This is a genomic window from Nonomuraea roseola (genome assembly GCF_039535395.1).
Taxonomy (GTDB): domain Bacteria; phylum Actinomycetota; class Actinomycetes; order Streptosporangiales; family Streptosporangiaceae; genus Nonomuraea; species Nonomuraea roseola.
In genome coordinates this window covers 5,515,632-5,532,853 of sequence record NZ_BAAAXC010000015.1, presented here as the reverse complement: position 1 = coordinate 5,532,853, position 17,222 = coordinate 5,515,632, and the positions used below count along the sequence as shown (strand labels likewise).

General features: G+C 72.1%; 16 protein-coding genes. 12 read left to right on the top strand and 4 right to left on the bottom strand.

Annotation, left to right across the window (positions count from 1 at the left end):
* A partial coding sequence (locus ABFX55_RS49595; RefSeq protein ID WP_346131229.1) for a hypothetical protein occupies positions 1 to 364 on the top strand: 364 nt, incomplete at its 5' end.
* Between the two features lie 3 nt (positions 365 to 367).
* On the top strand, positions 368 to 1,372 hold the full coding sequence (locus ABFX55_RS49590) for a bifunctional adenosylcobinamide kinase/adenosylcobinamide-phosphate guanylyltransferase (protein ID WP_346131227.1): 1,005 nt from the start codon (positions 368 to 370) through the stop codon (positions 1,370 to 1,372).
* Positions 1,373 to 1,534: 162 nt separating this feature from the next.
* Here ABFX55_RS49590 and ABFX55_RS49585 read toward each other — a convergent pair whose 3' ends face one another.
* Entirely contained in the window at positions 1,535 to 2,341 is an 807-nt protein-coding gene (locus ABFX55_RS49585; protein ID WP_346131225.1) for an ABC transporter ATP-binding protein, read from the bottom strand.
* 198 nt (positions 2,342 to 2,539) lie between these two features.
* Here ABFX55_RS49585 and ABFX55_RS49580 point away from each other — a divergent pair, with 198 nt between their 5' ends.
* The gene (locus tag ABFX55_RS49580) at positions 2,540 to 3,274 is read left to right on the top strand and encodes an adenosylcobinamide-GDP ribazoletransferase (protein ID WP_346131223.1); all 735 of its coding nucleotides are present in this window, start codon (positions 2,540 to 2,542) and stop codon (positions 3,272 to 3,274) included.
* 160 nt (positions 3,275 to 3,434) lie between these two features.
* On the opposite strand, the gene ABFX55_RS49575 is transcribed toward ABFX55_RS49580, so the two are convergent.
* The 3 genes from ABFX55_RS49575 to ABFX55_RS49565 all read right to left on the bottom strand — a co-directional run bounded on the left by ABFX55_RS49575 (position 3,435) and on the right by ABFX55_RS49565 (position 5,713).
* Entirely contained in the window at positions 3,435 to 4,313 is an 879-nt protein-coding gene (locus ABFX55_RS49575; protein WP_346131222.1) for a CPBP family intramembrane glutamic endopeptidase, read from the bottom strand.
* Between the two features lie 87 nt (positions 4,314 to 4,400).
* A complete protein-coding gene (locus ABFX55_RS49570) occupies positions 4,401 to 5,369 on the bottom strand; it encodes an SdpI family protein (RefSeq protein ID WP_346131220.1) in 969 nt (322 codons plus the stop codon).
* Positions 5,366 to 5,713, bottom strand: coding sequence for a GntR family transcriptional regulator (locus ABFX55_RS49565; RefSeq protein ID WP_346131218.1), 348 nt, complete (start codon positions 5,711 to 5,713; stop codon positions 5,366 to 5,368). Before ABFX55_RS49565 ends, ABFX55_RS49570 begins: the two co-directional genes overlap by 4 nt.
* A gap of 96 nt (positions 5,714 to 5,809) precedes the next feature.
* On the opposite strand from ABFX55_RS49565, the gene ABFX55_RS49560 reads away from it, so the two are divergent.
* From ABFX55_RS49560 to ABFX55_RS49520, 9 genes are all read left to right on the top strand, one after another.
* Positions 5,810 to 7,267, top strand: a complete 1,458-nt coding sequence (locus tag ABFX55_RS49560; protein WP_346131216.1) for a leucyl aminopeptidase — start codon at positions 5,810 to 5,812, stop codon at positions 7,265 to 7,267.
* Between the two features lie 38 nt (positions 7,268 to 7,305).
* Positions 7,306 to 8,670 (top strand): dihydrolipoyl dehydrogenase, encoded by a 1,365-nt coding sequence (lpdA, locus tag ABFX55_RS49555; protein ID WP_183658682.1) that lies wholly within the window; start codon positions 7,306 to 7,308, stop codon positions 8,668 to 8,670.
* Positions 8,671 to 8,691: 21 nt separating this feature from the next.
* Complete coding sequence (sucB, locus tag ABFX55_RS49550) at positions 8,692 to 10,197, top strand: 2-oxoglutarate dehydrogenase, E2 component, dihydrolipoamide succinyltransferase (RefSeq protein WP_346131214.1); 1,506 nt, start codon at positions 8,692 to 8,694, stop codon at positions 10,195 to 10,197.
* A 106-nt stretch (positions 10,198 to 10,303) separates the two neighbouring features.
* Positions 10,304 to 11,197, top strand: coding sequence for a TIGR01777 family oxidoreductase (locus ABFX55_RS49545; protein ID WP_346131212.1), 894 nt, complete (start codon positions 10,304 to 10,306; stop codon positions 11,195 to 11,197).
* A 37-nt stretch (positions 11,198 to 11,234) separates the two neighbouring features.
* On the top strand, positions 11,235 to 11,972 hold the full coding sequence (locus ABFX55_RS49540) for a Type 1 glutamine amidotransferase-like domain-containing protein (protein WP_346131210.1): 738 nt from the start codon (positions 11,235 to 11,237) through the stop codon (positions 11,970 to 11,972).
* Between the two features lie 59 nt (positions 11,973 to 12,031).
* Entirely contained in the window at positions 12,032 to 12,706 is a 675-nt protein-coding gene (lipB, locus tag ABFX55_RS49535; protein ID WP_183658674.1) for a lipoyl(octanoyl) transferase LipB, read from the top strand.
* Between the two features lie 32 nt (positions 12,707 to 12,738).
* Positions 12,739 to 13,716: a M48 family metalloprotease gene (locus ABFX55_RS49530; RefSeq protein WP_346131208.1), complete on the top strand. Its 978-nt coding sequence runs from the start codon at positions 12,739 to 12,741 to the stop codon at positions 13,714 to 13,716.
* An 18-nt stretch (positions 13,717 to 13,734) separates the two neighbouring features.
* Entirely contained in the window at positions 13,735 to 14,664 is a 930-nt protein-coding gene (gene lipA, locus ABFX55_RS49525) for a lipoyl synthase (RefSeq protein WP_183658670.1), read from the top strand.
* Positions 14,665 to 14,779: 115 nt separating this feature from the next.
* Positions 14,780 to 17,152 carry a beta-glucosidase H gene (locus ABFX55_RS49520; RefSeq protein WP_346131206.1) on the top strand — a complete coding sequence of 791 codons (2,373 nt, stop codon included), beginning with the start codon at positions 14,780 to 14,782 and terminating at the stop codon, positions 17,150 to 17,152.
* The last annotated feature ends 70 nt before the right edge of the window (positions 17,153 to 17,222 follow it).

Below are 17,222 nucleotides of genomic sequence, written 5' to 3'. Positions count from 1 at the left end.
CGCCTCAGACAGCGTATCGCGAGTCGCGGTCGTGGTCGACTTCGGCGACGCCGAGACCGACGCCTACCCAGGCGAGCAGCCGCCCGCCGCGCTCACCAGGTGCGTCAGCGGGGCCGAGGGGGCCACGGGCGTGGACCTCCTCTCGCTCGCCGGCAGGGTGCGCGCCGAGGGCGCGGGCGCGGTCCTCGCGGTCAACGACTACCCCGCGAGGGCGAAGGGCGGCTCAGAGGTCGCCGCCGCGCCCTCGGAGCCTGCCGAGGGCGGCCTTCCCGTTCTGTGGATCGCGGGAGGCGCGGGCGCCGCGGTGCTCCTGGCGGGAGGGGTCCTCGTGGCGCGACGCTCCCGCGGGCGTGCCACGCTGTGAGGCGTGCTTGTCAGGTTCATCGGTACGGCGGGGCGCGAAGGCTGGCCCTCACCCGGCTGCTCGTGCGTCTCGTGCGCGTCGCTCCCATCAGGATCGCGGTCACCGCTGGAGGTGGTGGTCGACGAGGCGCTCAGGCTGCCCGGTGAGGGGCTCGCGCCCGGCTACCGCCTCGACGGTCCCGTCCTCGTCGCCCCTGACGGCTCCCGGCTCCTCTTCCCTCCCTTCCCCGCACCATCCGCCTGGGCCTCCCCTCGGGAGGCGGCCTGCGACGTCGTGCTGCTCGATCTGATCCGCGACCCCTTCGTCCTCGGCGACCTGCGCGGGCGCGGCGTCGTCACCTCCTCGACCCATGTGGTCGCCGTCGGGCTCGACCACCGCGTCAGGCCCGAGGAGCTGGCCAGGCGGCTGGCCCTGTGGGGGGCGAGAGCCGTACCCGACGGCGGCGTCCTGGACACCTCCCACACCCCCTCGCCCATGCCGCCTCCCGCGCGGCGCACGCTGCTGCTCGGCGGCTCACGCTCGGGCAAGTCCGCGGAGGCCGAGCTACGGCTGGCCGGCGAGCCGCACGTCACCTACCTCGCCACGGGGCCCTCGGGTCACGGCGATCCTGAATGGGCCGCGCGGGTGGCCGCCCACCGGGCCAGGCGCCCCGCGCACTGGGCAGGCGAGGAGACGACCGCGCTGGCCGAGGCGATCGCGCGGGCCACGACGCCGCTGCTGGTGGACGGGCTCGGCACGTGGCTGGCGGCGATGTTCGACGAGGCGGGCGCGTGGGAGGAGCCCTCCCGCCGCGACGAGGTCGTACGGCGCTGCGACGAGCTCGTCGAGGCGTGGCGCTCGACCCCCCAGCGCGTCGTCGCGGTGTCGGACGAGGTCGGACTCGGCGTCGTCCCCTCCACCTCCAGCGGGCGCGCCTTCCGCGACGCGCTCGGCCGGCTCAACCAGCGTATGGCGGCCGAGTCCGAGGATGTCGCACTCGTCGTCGCCGGCCGTCTCCTGCCCTTGTAGGCACACCGCTTCCAGCGGCGCGGCGGACCGGCCTCGGCAGGCGCGCCGCTTCAAGGGAGAGCAGCGGACGGCGCGGGCCTCCTCCGACCTCCGGAGGCACGCGCCGCCTCAGGGGAGCGGCGGACGGTGTGGATCTCCTCCTGTCTAGGTGGGCGCGCTGCTTCAGGGGCGGGGGCTGCGGACCGCGCGGGCCGACCAGCGCCCTTCCAGGCGGTCCACGCGCAGCTCGCGCCCGAAGCACTCCGAAAGCGCCGGCGCGGTCAGCGTCTCCTCCACGGGACCGGCCGCCAGGATGCGGGTGTCGCGCATGAGCAGCGCGTGCGTGGTCGTGGCCGGCACCTCCTCCAGGTGGTGCGTCACCGTCACCGTGGTCAGCCCTTCGCGCTCCGCCAGGTCCTCGACGGCGGTGATGAGGTCCTCGCGCGCGGGGAGGTCGAGGCCGGCGAAGGGCTCGTCGAGCAGCAGCATCGCCGGCTGGGCCATGAGCGCCCTCGCCACCCTGATCCTGGCCCTCTCCCCCTGCGAACACACCATGAACAGCCGGTCGGCCAGGTCCTTGCAGCCCATGTCGGCCAGCAGCGCGTGCGCCCTGTCGTGCTCGGCCTGCCCGTAGCGGTCCCAGAGCGGGGCACTGGTGCCGGTGTGCCCGGTGAGCACGACGGTGTGCGCGGTCGCGCCCTCCTCCTCCAGCAGGCTCTCGTCCACCAGGCGCTGGCTGGCGGCGACGAGGCCGATGTCGCTGCGCAGCTCCCTGAGGTCGACCCTGCCCAGACGGCGGCCGAGGACGGTGGCCGCGCCTTCGGTCGGATGCCGTACGGCCGCCGCCAGCGACAGCAGCGTGGTCTTCCCCGCGCCGTTGGGACCGAGGATCACCCAGTGCTGGCCGTAGGCGACCCGCCAGTCGATCCCCGCCAGCAGCGCCCTGCCGACCACCTTGACACTGACACCTTCGAGTTCCACGGCATGCATCCGGCCACCCTAGCCACCGCCGCTCCACCGATCGGCCCGAGGGTTCGAGATACAGGGCCGCCATCAAGGGGTACGGGGGGTGTCCGACGCAACGAGGGATGTCCGAGGCAACCAGGGGTGCCCGAGACGAGCGGGGGTGCCCGAGGCGAGCGGGGGTGCCCGAGGGGTGGGGTGGGTGGGAGCTTAGGATCGGCGGTCATGGTCGGGTCGGCGGGGCTGCGGTTCGCGGTGGGGACGCTGAGCGTCTTCCCCGTCAGGGTGGACCGGGTGGATCGCGAGGTGGCCGGTCACGCGATGGTCCTGGCGCCGGTGGTCGGCCTCGCGCTCGGGGTGGTGAGCTGCCTCCCGCTTCTGCTGCCTGGCTCGGGACTGCTCGAAGCGGCGCTGGCGCTCGGGCTCCTCGCGGTGCTGACCAGGGGGCTGCACCTGGACGGCCTGGCCGACCTCGCCGACGGCCTGGGCAGCGGGAAACCCGCCGCCCAGGCGCTCGACATCATGAAAAAGTCGGACATCGGGCCGTTCGGGGTCGTCACGCTGGTGTTCACGCTGCTCGTGCAGTGCGCGGCGCTCGCGCAGGCGGGCCCCGCGGCGCTGGTGACGGCGTGTGTGACAGGACGGCTGGCGCTCACCTGGGCCTGTGCCGACGGCGTCCCCTCCGCCAGGCCGGGTGGTCTGGGCGACATGGTGGCCGGCACCGTACGCCGCCGCACGGCCCTCCTGGTCACCCTCGCCGTGGTGGCCGTCGCGGGGGTCGCGGGCGTGGCGCTGTCCCGGTTGGCGCTCCCGATCGCGGTCGTGGCAGGGCTGGGGGCGGCCATGGCGCTGCTCCACCACGCCAGGCGCAGGCTGGGCGGGGTCACGGGTGACGTTCTCGGAGCGCTCGTCGAGACCGCGACCACCGCCGTGCTCGTGGTGTGCGCCGCGACCGGCTGACCCCATGCTCAACCGGCCGCATCAAGCCGGCCGTTCCGGTCAGCCGATGTGATCAGCCGAGCCGTGCTCAACCGGCCCATGTGATCGGCCGATCCCTGGTCAACCGGCCGATGTGATCGGCCGAGCCGCGCTCAACCGGCGGTGATCGGCCGAGCTCTGGTCAGCCGGCCGGCTGCTCCTGCCGGACGGGCCAGCGCCTGAACACCAGCGCGGTGAGGACGGCCAGCACCGCCCAGCCGGCCAGGCCCGTGATGCCCGCGACCACGGTGTCCGGCGGGGCCGCCGCGTCGCCGAGCATGAGCGCGAGCGAGGCGGCGGGGTTGAGCGCCGCGTGGCCGATCACGGCGGGCCACACGCTGCCCGTCCTCAGCCGCAGCCAGCCGAACAGCATGCCGGCCAGCACGCAGAACCCGACGAACAGCAGCGCCGCCCACGGGCCGAGGCTCGGGTAGTTGTAGCCGAGGGCGGTGGCCGGAGCGTGCCAGAGGCCCCAGATGACCCCGGACAGCACCAGCCCCGCGAACACCCCTCGTGAGGCCACCAGCTTGGGCAGCAGCCAGCCGCGCCAGCCCCACTCCTCGCCCAGCATGGGCACGAGGTTGAGCACGGGCAGGAGCAGGGTCGAGACCGCCAGCTGGACGAGCAGCGCGGCGTGCGGGTCGCCGGGCAGGGGCATGCCCGTGGCGCGCATCGTGGCGGTGAACAGGCTGAGGCGTCCGAGGTCGAGCGAGACGAGCCCGAGCGCCGCGGTCATGGCGAGCGTGCCGTACACGACCAGCGGGACGGCCGCCCAGGTCGCGAAGAACAGCCCGATGGTGCGGCCTCTTCGCTCGCCGAGGGTCAGGCCCGTCTCGCGCGCCCACGCGCGGAACGGGGTGCGCCTGACCGCCCACACGGCCAGCACGCCGAGCGCAGGGGTGAACATCATGAGGCCGACGAGAGGGCCGAAGGAGGGGTCGGCCAGGCCGCCGCCGAGCCAGAGAGGGAGTGCGGACAGCCAGGCCAGGCCGTACGCCACGAGCAGGAAGAGCAGGATCACGAGCGTCTCCGGGCAGAGGGGAACGGGGGGAGGCTCACTGCCGCGAGCGGTGGGGGTCGGCGGGCAGGAAGGGCTCGTGGCGGTTGGTCATCGTCCGACGCGCTCCGCGAGCAGGGCGTTGAGCAGGGCCGCGCCGCGGGCGGCGTCGTCGACGCTGACGACCAGCTGGCCGCCCGAGTGGTAGCGCAGCACCAGGCAGTCGCCGCCGCGCAGCATGATCGCCGCCATGCCCGGCACGCCGCGCAGCCCCCAGCCGCCGACCTGGCTCGGGTGGCGCACCTCGGACCACGCGCTCTCGATCTTGGAGAGCCTGATCCTGCGCACCGGCCAGCCGAGGGGGCCGAAGCCGATGGCCACGCCGTCCTGGGTGATCCGCACGGTGGCGGAGGAGGTGAGCAGCCCTGCCACCAGCAGGATCACCGAGACACCGAGCAGGCCGAAGGCCGCGCCCTCCATCAACCCCAGCGCCGTGGACGCGCCCAGCACCAGCGCCACGACGCCCGAGGCCACCGCCAGCGCGGCCAGCCAGGCGTTGGAGACGCGGCTGACCCACACCGAGCGCTGTCCCGCCTTCAGCCGCAGCCCGGGCGGGGCCTCTCCCGGCTCGGGGGCCTGGTCGGGAGCGCCTTTGAGGAGGTAGCCCGCCAGGACACCGGCCGCGGCGGCCACCGCCATGGTGACGGCGACGCCCCACCCGAGGGGCCTGGCCCGCGTCCAGTCGGAGACGTCGAGGTTGGAGTAGACGATCGACAGCTCCATGCCGATCACGAACAGGCCCCAGCCGACCAGGAAGCCCCACCAGTAGGCGCGGCTCAGCCGCCGCTCGAAGGCCTTTCCGTGCAGGGCGACACCGATCATGATCGCGAGTGCCACGAGCGCCATGGCGACGGTGAACAGCAGGTTCTGGGTGAAGGACATGTGGTTGTCGGGACCCGCGCCGCTCCAGTGAGTGGCCAGAGGGTCGGGAAGCCTGTCACGGAGGGCCAGGGGGACGCCCACGAGGACGGCGGTGACGATCAGCCCCCAGATCCCCGCCGCTGTCAATGCCCTGTTCATGGCAGCTCCTTCAGTACGTCGATGAGGTCGTCGCGGCTGTAGCCGTACTTCTTCGCCTCTTCCAGCAGGTCACGTGCCCGCTGGACGATGAGCGCGCGTCCCGTCGGGACACCGGCCACGCTCACTCCCCGCCCTCTCCTGAACTCCAGGAGCCCTTCGTCGCGCAGGTCGCGCAGGGCGCGGAGAACGGTGTTGGCGTTGATGCCGAGCGCGTCGGCGAGGTCCCTTGCAGGAGGGAGGCGATCCCCCGCCGCATAGGAGCCGTCGCCGATGGCGCGCCTGATCGCCCCGGCGACCTGCTCGTGCAGGGGGCGGGGGTCGTTGAGATCGAGCGTGAGCAACATGGTGCTATCAACACTAGCACCATTTCTTGGGAGAGTATTGGTAGGATGAACCCCTGTTTATGAATAAGCCGCCAACCGTGGATAGCATCGGTCTACGTGACCACTGTGCGGCTGAACTCAGCAGATCCCGTCTCGTTCGACACCGACGCGTTGGTCGTCGGATTCGTGTCCGGCCCGCAGGGCCCCCGCTCCTCGATCGAGGCGGTCGACGGCGCCTTCGAGACGGCGCTCGCCACCGTCGCCTTCACCGGCAAGGCCGGCGAACTGGCCAAGATCCCCACGTTCGGCGCCATCACCGCGCCGCTGCTGGTCGCCGTCGGTCTCGGCGACTCCGCCGACCAGGAGGGCCTGCGCCGCGCGGCGGGCGCGGCCGTCCGCTCACTGGCCGGCACCGCGCGCGCCGCGCTCGCGCTGCCCGCGACCTCGGCCGAGGAGGCCGAGGCGGTCACGCTGGGCGGCCTGCTCGGCGCCTACGACTACAGCCGGTACCGCACCAACGGCGAGCGTAGGGCTCCCGTCGCCGAGCTCGACGTGCTGACCTCGGCCGGAGGCTCCGCCGAGCGCGCCTCGATCGTCGCCGACTCCGTCGCACTGGTCCGCGACCTGGTCAACACCCCGCCCTCCGACCTGTGGCCCGCCAAGTTCGCCGAGATCGCCGAGCAGGAGGGCGGCAAGGCCGGTCTCAGCGTCGAGGTGCTCGACGAGAAGCAGCTCAAGGAGGGCGGCTACGGCGGCATCGTCGGCGTCGGCCAGGGCTCGGCCAACCCGCCGCGCCTGGTCCGCCTGTCCTACACCCACCCCGAGGCGGCCAAGACGCTGGCCTTCGTCGGCAAGGGCATCACCTTCGACTCGGGCGGCCTCTCGCTCAAGCCGTCCTCCGCCATGGACTGGATGAAGTCCGACATGGGCGGAGCCGGCGCGGTCTTCGGCGCCCTCGTCGCCATCGCCCGCCTCGGGCTCAAGGTGAACGCCGTCGGCTACCTCTGCCTGGCGGAGAACCTGCCCAGCGGCACCGCCACGCGCCCCTCCGACGTGCTGACCAGCTACAGCGGCAAGACCGTCGAGGTGCTCGACACCGACGCCGAGGGCCGCCTGGTCCTCATGGACGGCATCGCCCGCGCCGCGGAGGACGACCCCGACCTGATCGTCGACGTCGCCACCCTGACCGGCGCGCAGATCGTCGCCCTCGGCTGGCGTACGGCGGGCGTCATGTCCAACGACGACGCCGTTCGCGAGCACGTCGTCGAGGTCGCCAACTCCGTGGGCGAGGGCGCGTGGGGCATGCCGCTGCCCGAGGAGCTGCGCAAGGGCCTCGACTCCCCCATCGCCGACATCGCCAACCTCCAGCCCGAGCGCTGGGGCAGCATGCTGGCCGCCGGCATCTTCCTGAAGGAGTTCGTCCCCGAGGGCAGGCGCTGGGCGCACATCGACATGGCCGGTCCCGCCTTCAACAAGGGCGAGCCGCACGGCTACACCCCGAAGGGCGGCACGGGCGCCATCACCCGCACCCTCATCGGACTGGCCGAGAGGGCCGCAACGGGCCTTAACAAGTGAAAAGATGACGGCATCACCATCCGACAAGGAGCTTTCCTGTGGCCTACGACATCGTCGTCCTAGGTGGCGGTAGCGGCGGCTACGCCTGCGCACTGCGGGCGGCAGAGCTGGGCAAGACGGTCGCGCTGATCGAGAAGGACAAGATCGGCGGCACCTGCCTCCACCGCGGCTGCATCCCCACCAAGGCCCTGCTGCACTCGGCAGAGATCGCCGACGAGACCCGCGAGAGCGAGGCCTACGGCGTCAAGGCCCGTTTCGACGGCATCGACGTGCCCGGCGTCCACGCTTTCAAGGACAAGATCGTCACCCGGGCGTGGAAGGGCGTTCAGGGCCTGCTGAAGTCCGCGGGCGTCACGATCGTCGAGGGCGAGGGCCGACTCGTCGGCCCCAACCGCGTCCAGGTGGGCGCGGAGGTCTACGAGGGCGGCAGCATCGTGCTGGCCACCGGCAGCGCCCCCAAGTCGCTGCCAGGCCTCGAGATCGACGGCGAGCGCGTCATCACCAGCGAGCACACGCTGAAGATGGATCGCGTCCCCACCTCGGTCATCGTGCTGGGCGGCGGCGTCATCGGCGTGGAGCTGGCCAGCGTCTACCGCTCTTTCGGAGCCGAGGTCACGATCGTCGAGGCGCTGCCCCACCTGCTGCCGCTGGAGGAGGAGTCGAGCTCCAAGCTGCTGGAGCGGGCCTTCCGCCGCAGGGGCATCAAGTACGAGCTGGGCGTCTTCTTCGACAGCGTCAAGACCACCGACACCGGTGTGGTCGTCACGCTGGCCAACGGCAAGACCCTCGACGCCGAGCTGCTGCTGGTGGCCGTGGGCCGCGGCGCGGTCAGCGCGGGCATGGGCTTCGAGGAGCAGGGCGTCACGATCGAGCGCGGCGCCGTGGTCGTCGACGAGCACTGCCAGACCAGCGTGCCCGGCGTCTACGCGATCGGCGACCTGATCCCCACCCTGCAGCTGGCGCACGCCGGCTTCGCCGAGGGCATCATGGTGGCCGAGCACATCGCGGGCCTCAACCCGCCGCCCATCGACTACGACGGCGTGCCGCGCATCACCTACTCCGACCCTGAGGTCGCCTCGGTGGGCATCACCTCCAAGCAGGCGGCCGAGCGGGGCATCGAGATCGTCGAGCAGGTCTACGACCTGGCCGGCAACCCCAAGAGCCAGATTCTCGGAACCTCGGGGGCCGTCAAGGTCCTCGCCCAGAAGGACGGTCCCGTCGTCGGCGTCCACATGGTCGGCCGCCGCATCGGCGAGCTCGTCACCGAGGGCCAGCTGATCTACAACTGGGAGGCGCTCCCCACGGAGGTCGCCCAGCTGATCCACGCTCACCCGACCCAGTCCGAAGCCATGGGCGAGGCCATGCTGGCGCTGGCCGGCAAGCCCCTGCACGTCCACAACTAAGAACTCGAGGAAGTCATACCCATGCCGGTCTCCGTACAGATGCCCCAGCTCGGCGAGAGCGTGACCGAGGGCACGGTAACCCGTTGGCTGAAGAAGGAGGGCGAGCGCGTCGAGGCCGACGAGCCGCTCCTCGAGGTGTCCACCGACAAGGTCGACACCGAGATCCCGTCGCCGTCGGCGGGTGTCCTTACCAAGATTGTCGTCGCCGAGGACGAGACCGTCGAGGTCGGCGCCGAGCTTGCGATCATTGACGAGAACGGCACGGAGGGCGCCGCCGCCCCGGCTCCCGAGGCCGCGCCCGAGCCGGAGCCGGAGCCCGAGCCGGCTCCCGCGCCCGCCTCCTCGATCCCGCAGCCCGCGCCCGCCGCGCCGCAGGCCGCGCCCGCCCAGCAGGCTCCCGCGCCCGCTCGTGCTCCCGAGCCCGCCCAGGCCCAGGCTCCGCAGGCCCAGGCCCCGCAGGCGCCCGCTCCCGAGCCCGCCCAGGCTCAGGCGCCCGCCCAGGCTCAGGCCGCCACCCCGCTGCCGTCTGGTGGCGACAGCCCCTACGTCACGCCGCTGGTGCGCAAGCTGGCCAACGAGCACGGCGTCGACCTCGACTCGCTGAACGGCACCGGCGTCGGTGGCCGCATCCGCAAGCAGGACGTGCTCGAGGCCGCCAAGTCGCAGCGCGACCAGGCCGCTCCGGCTCAGGCCGCCGCTCCGGCCGCGGCGCCCGCCGCTCCCGCCGCCCAGGCGCCCGCCGCTCCCGCGGCAGCCGCCCAGGCTCCCGCGGCCGCGCCCGAGCCTGTCCAGGTCGACACCACGCTGCGTGGCCGTACCGAGAAGATGACGCGGCTGCGCCAGACCATCGCCAAGCGCATGGTCGAGTCCCTGCAGACCGCCGCCCAGCTCACCTCGGTCGTCGAGGTGGACGTCACGAAGATCGCCCGGCTGCGCAACAGCGCCAAGGACGAGTTCTTCCGCCGTGAGGGCGTCAAGCTGACCTTCACGCCGTTCTTCGCGATGGCCGCCGTCGAGGCGCTCAAGCAGCACCCGAAGCTGAACGCCACGATCAACAACGAGACCAACGAGGTGACCTACTTCGACGTCGAGAACCTCGGCGTCGCGGTCGACACCGACCGTGGCCTGCTCGCGGCGGTCGTCAAGAACGCCGGCGACCTCAACCTGGCCGGCCTGGCCAGGAAGATCACCGACGTGGCCGAGCGCACCCGCGACAACAAGGTGACGCCCGACGAGCTCACCGGCGGCACGTTCACGCTGACCAACACCGGCAGCCGCGGCGCGCTGTTCGACACGCCGATCCTGAACCAGCCGCAGGTCGGCATGCTCGGCACCGGTGCGGTCGTCAAGCGTCCCGTCGTGCTCGACACCCCCGAGGGCGAGGTCATCGCGGTCCGCTCGATGGTCTACCTCGCGCTGACCTACGACCACCGCCTGGTCGACGGCGCCGACGCGGCGCGCTTCCTCACCACGATCAAGCGCCGCCTGGAGGAGGGCCGCTTCGAGGCCCAGCTGGGTCTGGCGTAACACCCGAGGTGATCACACCGGGCGCCCGCGGAGCTCTCCGCGGGCGCCCGGCCCCTTTCCACCGCCGGTACGGCGGACGCGGCGGCCCCGGGCGTAGGGTGGATGAATGGCGATCATCGTGACGGGCGCGTCGGGGCTGCTGGGGACCGCGCTGGTCACCGCGCTGAAGGCCGAGGGCCACCAGGTCGTACGGCTGGTGCGCACGGCGCCGCGCGGCACCGAGGAGTCGCGATGGGATCCCGAGCGGGGCCTCGTGGACAGGTCGTCGCTCGAAGGCGCCCACGCCGTGGTGCACCTGGCGGGCGCGGGGCTCGGTGAGCACCGCTGGAGCGAGGCGTACAAGAGGGAGATCGTCGCCAGCCGCGTCGAGGGCACCAGGACACTGGTCACCGCGCTGAGGGGGCTGGAGCGGCCGCCTGAGGTGCTGCTGTCGGCCTCTGGAGCGGGCTTCTACGGCGATACGGGCGACCGGGTGACCGACGAGAGCGGGCCGCGCGGTGAAGGCTTCCTCGCCGAGCTCTGCGAGCGCTGGGAGGAGGAGGCGGCCGCCGCCGAGCAGGCCGGCGTCAGGACCGTACGGCTGCGCACGGCCATCACGCTGAGCGGCAGGGGCGGGGCGCTCAAGCAGATGCTGCCGGTGTTCAGGATGGGACTCGGCGCGCCGCTGGGGTCGGGGCGGCAGTGGTGGGCCTGGATCTCGCTGGACGACTGGGTCCGCGCAGCTCTCCATGTCCTGAAAAATCGTGATGTGGTGGGGCCGGTCAACCTGACCTCCCCCGAGCCGGTGACCAACAAGGAGTTCACGAAAGCCCTGGGCAGGGCGGTGAAGAGGGCGACGATGCCGGTCGCCGTGCCTGGCTTCGCGCTGCACACCGCGCTCGGCGGCTTCGCGGACGAAGGGTTGCTGATCGGACAGCGAGCCGTCCCGGCGAAACTGCTTGACACAGGCTTCAGGTTCCTGCATCCGACCCTCGACGACGCGCTGACCGCCGTACTCTAGTGAGCCATTCGTCCGACTCACCCGTGGGGGTTACACAATGAGCAGGTCAGGACAGTCGCACATCCTCGCCATCGGCGGCGGCTCCTTCAGGCAGACCGCCCGATACGGTTTCATCGAGGCCAGCCCCCTGCTGCGCTACGCCCTTGACCTCACGGGCCAGGACCGGCCGAAGCTCGGCCTGCTGGCCACCGCGACGGGTGACGACTCCGACTGGCTGCTGAAGATGTACGGCGCGTTCGCGGGCTGGGACGTCGAGGTGAGCCACCTGACGGTCTTCCCGATGCCCAATGTCGAGGACCCCAAGGCGTGGATGCTCGAACAGGACATGATCTACGTCAGTGGCGGCAGCGTGGCCAACCTGGCGGCGCTGTGGCGGCTGCACGGCCTCGACGAGGCCTTCGAGGAGGCCTGGAAGTCCGGCGTGGTGCTGGCGGGGCAGAGCGCGGGCGCGCTGTGCTGGCACGTCGGCGGCAACACCGACTCCTTCGGCCCCACGCTGCGGACCTGGGCCGACGGCCTGGCCATGCTCCCCTATTCCTGCGGCGTCCACTACAACTCCGACCCCCAGCGCCGCCAGCTGTTGCAGGCGTCGGTCGCCTCGGGCGAGCTGCCCGACGGCTACGCCGCCGACGAGGGCGTCGGCCTGCACTACGTGGGCACCGAGTTCATCCAGGCCGTCACCGTCGACCCCGCGGGCTACGCCTACAAGGTCGAGCACGACGGCGCCGGCGGCGTCAAGGAGTTCAGGATCGAGCCGAGGCTTCTCACGGCATGACGGCTGAGCTGGGGCAAAGGAAGTCCCACGGGCGCGTTTCTTGTGAGTAACCTTGTTCTGTGGCGAAGCTGACGATTGTCCGTCTTGGCGTGGACGTGCCCTACGAGCAGGCCTGGGCTCTCCAAAGACGCGTTCACTCCCACAGGGTCGCGGGATCGCTCGGGGACACCGCGCTGCTGCTGGAGCACGCCCCGGTCTACACCGCGGGCAAGCGCACGGCGGCGCACGAACGGCCGGCTGACGACACCCCCGTCGTCGACGTCGACAGGGGCGGGCGCGTCACCTGGCACGGGCCAGGCCAGCTCGTCGGCTATCCGATCATGCGGGTCGGCGACATCGGAGCCTACGTCCACGCGCTCGAGGACGCCATGATCCAGATCTGTGCCGACTTCGGCGTGGCCGTGCGCAGGATCGAGGGGCGCAGCGGTGTCTGGGTGCCCGGCGAGGGCGGCCCCGACAGGGCGCTGGGCGCGATCGGCATCAGGATCGCGGGCGGCGTCACGATGCACGGCTTCGCGCTCAACTGCGCCAACGACCTCAGGTGGTTCAACAGGATCGTGCCCTGCGGCCTTGCCGACGCGGCCGTCACCTCGCTGTCGCAGGAGGCGGGGCGGCGCATCGTGGTCGACGAGGTCATGCCGTACGCGGAGAAGCGGCTGGCCGAGGCGCTGGAGGCCGAGCCGTACGAGATGCACGAGGAGGACCTTCTCCAGGCGGTGGCCAGACAGCGCTGACATCGTCCTGAGCCGCCTCTAGGATCGGCGGCATGCGCAGGATCGCCGCGCTCGCCGTGTCCCTCGCCGTCCACGCGCTGACACTCGGCTTCGTCGTGCTCGGTGTGCTCATCGTCGTCGGCTCCCCCTCCCTGTTCCTGTCCTGGATGCTCGGCGCCCTCCTCGTCGCGATCGGGGTGCTGCTGCGTCCGCGCCTAGGCCGCCTGCCCGACGACGCCGAGGTGCTCGCCCCCTCCGCCGCCCCCGAGCTGTACGGCCTGGCCGCGCGCGTGGCGCACGAGGTGGGCGTGCCGCGCCCCGCGCAGGTCGCCGTGCTCGACCTGTCCACCGCCGCGGTCTACCTGAGGCTCGGCGTGCGCAGGGCCCCCGTCCTGCTGGTGGGGCTTCCGCTGTGGCTGGCCGTCTCGCCGAGGCAGCGGGTGGCGCTGCTGGCGGGCTCCTACGCCACGGCCGTCACCGACGACGGCCTCCTCGTGGAGGGCGCGCTGTCCACGCTCGGCGAGTGGCGGCACTCGCTCCTGGGCGCCGAACCGCTGAGCGCCCGCAGGGAGGCCGACGTCGCCATGGCGATGTCGCTCGGCGCCTGGGCGCCGAACTCCTCCTACAACGCCGTCGGCCTGCTCGGCAGGCTCGTCGGCAGGGCCTTCGGCTGGCCCGTGCTGATCGTCGAGCACGTCCTGACCAGGCTGGCCGAGGCGGGCGGCGCGCAGTCGGCAGGCCGGTGGCGGGCGCTCGCGCTGCGGGCGACGACGGAGGAGGACCTCGCCGACCTGGAGGAGCTGATCGCCAACGGCAGCTACCTGGCGCCGATGCAGGCGGCCGTGCTGCGCGGCGAGAGCGTCGAGGCGATCAGGGAGTCGGCGCTGACGAGGGCCAGGCTCGCCCCCGACGGCGTGCTCACGTCGGCCCCCGGCTCCCCGCTGCTCGACGCGGCCGCCTCGGCGGTCATCGACACCGAGCTGAGCAGGCACTACACCAGGGCGGCACGCGGGTTCGGCCTCATTACCTGAGAGACGTAAGCTTGAACGGTGACCGTTGCTCCTGAAGGCCGTAAGCTCCTCCGCCTGGAGGTGCGAAACGCCGAAACCCCTATTGAGCGCAAGCCCCCGTGGATCAAGACCAAGCTCAAGACCGGTCCCGAGTACACCGAGCTGAAATCGCTGGTGCGCAGGGAGGGCCTGCACACGGTCTGCGAAGAGGCCGGCTGTCCGAACATCTACGAGTGCTGGGAAGATCGCGAGGCGACCTTCCTCATCGGCGGCGACCAGTGCACCCGCCGCTGCGACTTCTGCCAGATCGACACGGGCAAGCCCAAGGAGTACGACAAGGACGAGCCGCGCAGGGTCGCCGAGTCCGTGCAGCAGATGGGCCTGAGGTACGCCACCGTGACCGGCGTCGCCCGTGACGACCTGCCCGACGGCGGCGCCTGGCTCTACGCCGAGACCGCCCGCCAGATCCACGCGCTGCTGCCAGGCTGCGGCGTCGAGCTGCTGGTCCCCGACTTCAACGGCGACCAGGCCCAGCTGGAGGAGGTCTTCTCCAGCAAGCCCGAGGTCTTCGCGCACAACATCGAGACCGTGCCGCGGATCTTCAAGCGCATCCGTCCCGCCTTCCGCTACGAGCGTTCCCTCGGTGTGATCACCAAGGCCCGCGAGGCGGGGCTGGTCACCAAGTCCAACCTGATCCTGGGCATGGGCGAGGAGCGCGAGGAGGTCGTCCAGGCCATGCGCGACCTGCACGAGGCGGGCTGCGACCTGCTGACGGTCACCCAGTACCTGCGCCCCACGCCGCGCCACCACCCGGTGGAGCGGTGGGTGAAGCCGGAGGAGTTCGTCGAGCTGCAGGCCGAGGCCGAGGCGATCGGCTTCGCCGGGGTGCTGTCCGGGCCGCTGGTCCGCTCCTCCTACCGGGCGGGGCGCCTCTACCAGCAGGCCATCGAGGCTCGCCAGATCGTCTGACCGATCATGTGAAAGGACCGCGTCCCACCAGGGGCGCGGTCCTTCTCGCATTCTCGATGTAACGCAATGGTCACAAACCTATCGATTAGTAGGTTTTCTGGTTAACACTGACTGCGTGGACTTCGACGAACTGATCAACCAGCTGGACCTCTCCACCAAGATCCGCCTGCTCACCGGCGCGGACATGTGGTCGCTGCCCGCCGTCCCCGAGATCGGGCTCGACCGGCTCGTGATGAGCGACGGCCCCATCGGCGTGCGCGGCGAGCAGTGGACCTCCGCCGACCCCTCGATCGCCCTGCCGAGCCCCACGGCGCTGGCCGCCACCTGGGACACCGGCCTGGTCCGCCAGGTGGGCCGCCTGCTGGCCCAGGAGGCCAGGCGCAAGGGCGTGCACGTGCTGCTGGCGCCGACGATCAACCTGCACCGCTCCCCCCTCGGCGGACGGCACTTCGAGTGCTTCTCCGAGGACCCCTACCTCACCGGCGAGCTGGGCGCCGCCTACGTCGAAGGCGTGCAGGAGGGCGGGGTCGCCACCACGCCCAAGCACTTCGTGGCCAACGACTTCGAGACCGACCGCTTCACCGTCGACGTCAGGGTGAGCGACAAGGTGCTGCGCGAGGCGTACCTGGCGCCGTTCGAGCGGGTGGTGCGCGCGGGCGCCTGGGGCCTGATGACCGCCTACAACTCCGTCAACGGCACCACGATGACCGAGCACTCCGAGCTGGTCAACGGCGTGCTGAAGCAGGAGTGGGGCTTCGACGGCTACGTGGTGTCCGACTGGACCGCCGTGCGCTCCACCGAGGCGGCGGCGCTGGGCGGCACCGACGTGGCGATGCCCGGGCCGTTCGGGCCGTGGGGCGACAAGCTCGAGGAGGCCGTGCGCGAGGGCCGGGTGCCCGAGTCTGTCGTCGACGACAAGGTCCGCCGCATCCTCCGCCTGGCCCACAGGGTCGGCGCGCTGCGGCCGCCGTCCGGCGCCCCGGCCGAGCGGGCCGAGCACGCCGCGATCGACGGGGTGGCGCTCGCGCGGGAGGTGGCGGCGCGCTCGTTCACGCTGCTCAAGAACGACGGCGACCTGCTGCCCCTCGAAGACGTGACGAGCCTGGCGCTCATCGGCTCGGCCGCCGACGAGGCGCGGATCATGGGAGGGGGAAGCGCGCAGGTCTTCCCCGACCGCACGATCTCCCCGCTGGAAGGGCTGCGCGCCCGCGGCGAGGTGCGCTACGCCCTCGGCACCGACCCGAGGGTGCGGCTGTCCCCGCTGGCCGCACCGACGACCGCGCAGTTCCTCGACGCGGAGGGGCGGGTGCTCGCCGAGCACCCGCTGGCGACGACGGAGGCCAGGTGGGTCGGCCAGCTGCCGCCCGACGTGGACGGCGAGCGGCTCAGCGCGGTACGGCTGCGCGCCGCCTACACCCCCGACCTCACCGGCGCGCACGAGCTGTCCGTCGCGGGCGTGGGCCCCTTCACCGTGCGCGTCGACGGCGAGACCGTCTTCGACGCGACCATCGAGCTGGAGGGCGACGACCCCGCCGCGGCGTTCCTGTCGCCGCCCGAGCGGCGCGTCGCCGTCGAGCTGACCGAGGGCAGGGCCTACGAGCTGGAGGTGACCCACCCTGCGGGCGCGTTCGGCGGCATGGCGTTCGTCGCCTACACCCTCGGCCACGCCAACCCCTCCCCCGGCGACGACGTCCTCATCGCCCAGGCGGTGGAGGCGGCGCGGTCGTGCGAGGTGGCGGTGGTGGTGGCCTCCACGACGCTCGAGGTGGAGAGCGAGGGCTTCGACCGCGAGAACCTGCGGCTGCCCGGCCGTCAGAACGAGCTCATCGCCGCCGTCGCCGCCGCCAACCCCCGCACGATCGTGGTCGTCAACGCGGGCTCTCCCGTCGAGATGCCGTGGATCGCCGACGCGGCGGCGGTGCTGCTCACCTGGTTCCCGGGACAGGAGGCGGGGCAGGCCCTCGCCGACGTCCTGTACGGCGACGCCGAGCCGGGCGGCCGCCTCCCCACCACCTGGCCGGTACGGCTGGCCGACAGCCCCGTCGTCGACGTCACGCCCGTGGAGGGACAGGTCCCCTACGAGGAGGGCGTCTTCATCGGCTACAGGGGCTGGGAGAAGCTGGAGCGCACGCCCGCCTTCTGGTTCGGGCACGGCCTGGGCTACACGAGCTGGTCCTACGACTCGATCGCCGCCGAGGGCTCGACCGTGACGGTCGCGGTCACGAACACGGGCCCGCGCGAGGGACGGGAGGTCGTGCAGGTCTACCTCTCGGCCCCGACGCCCGACGGCAGGCCCGCCAGGTGGCTGGCCGGCTTCGACGTGGTGGAGGCCGCTCCCGGCGAGACGGTGCTGACGACGGTGTTCCTGCCCGAGCGCGCCTTCCAGGTCTGGACGGACGAGGGCTGGACGACCGTGCCAGGCGAGTACACGGTCGAGGCGGGCCGCAGCGTCGCCGACAGGAGACTCGGCGCGACCACCAAGATCTGAGCCGTCATCACGAGCGCCCCCGCGAGCCACGCCGCTCGCGGGGGCGCTCGTCGTGAGCCCCTCCCGGTCA

Excerpts from the sequence above, each read along its gene's own strand:
- ABFX55_RS49540 (WP_346131210.1), top strand. The coding sequence starts at position 11,235 with ATGAGCAGGTCAGGACAGTCGCACATCCTCGCCATCGGCGGCGGCTCC.
- ABFX55_RS49545 (WP_346131212.1), top strand. The coding sequence starts at position 10,304 with ATGGCGATCATCGTGACGGGCGCGTCGGGGCTGCTGGGGACCGCGCTG.
- ABFX55_RS49580 (WP_346131223.1), top strand. The coding sequence starts at position 2,540 with ATGGTCGGGTCGGCGGGGCTGCGGTTCGCGGTGGGGACGCTGAGCGTC.
- ABFX55_RS49585 (WP_346131225.1), bottom strand. The coding sequence starts at position 2,341 with ATGCATGCCGTGGAACTCGAAGGTGTCAGTGTCAAGGTGGTCGGCAGG.
- sucB (WP_346131214.1), top strand. The coding sequence starts at position 8,692 with ATGCCGGTCTCCGTACAGATGCCCCAGCTCGGCGAGAGCGTGACCGAG.
- ABFX55_RS49570 (WP_346131220.1), bottom strand. The coding sequence starts at position 5,369 with ATGAACAGGGCATTGACAGCGGCGGGGATCTGGGGGCTGATCGTCACC.
- ABFX55_RS49530 (WP_346131208.1), top strand. The coding sequence starts at position 12,739 with ATGCGCAGGATCGCCGCGCTCGCCGTGTCCCTCGCCGTCCACGCGCTG.
- ABFX55_RS49565 (WP_346131218.1), bottom strand. The coding sequence starts at position 5,713 with ATGTTGCTCACGCTCGATCTCAACGACCCCCGCCCCCTGCACGAGCAG.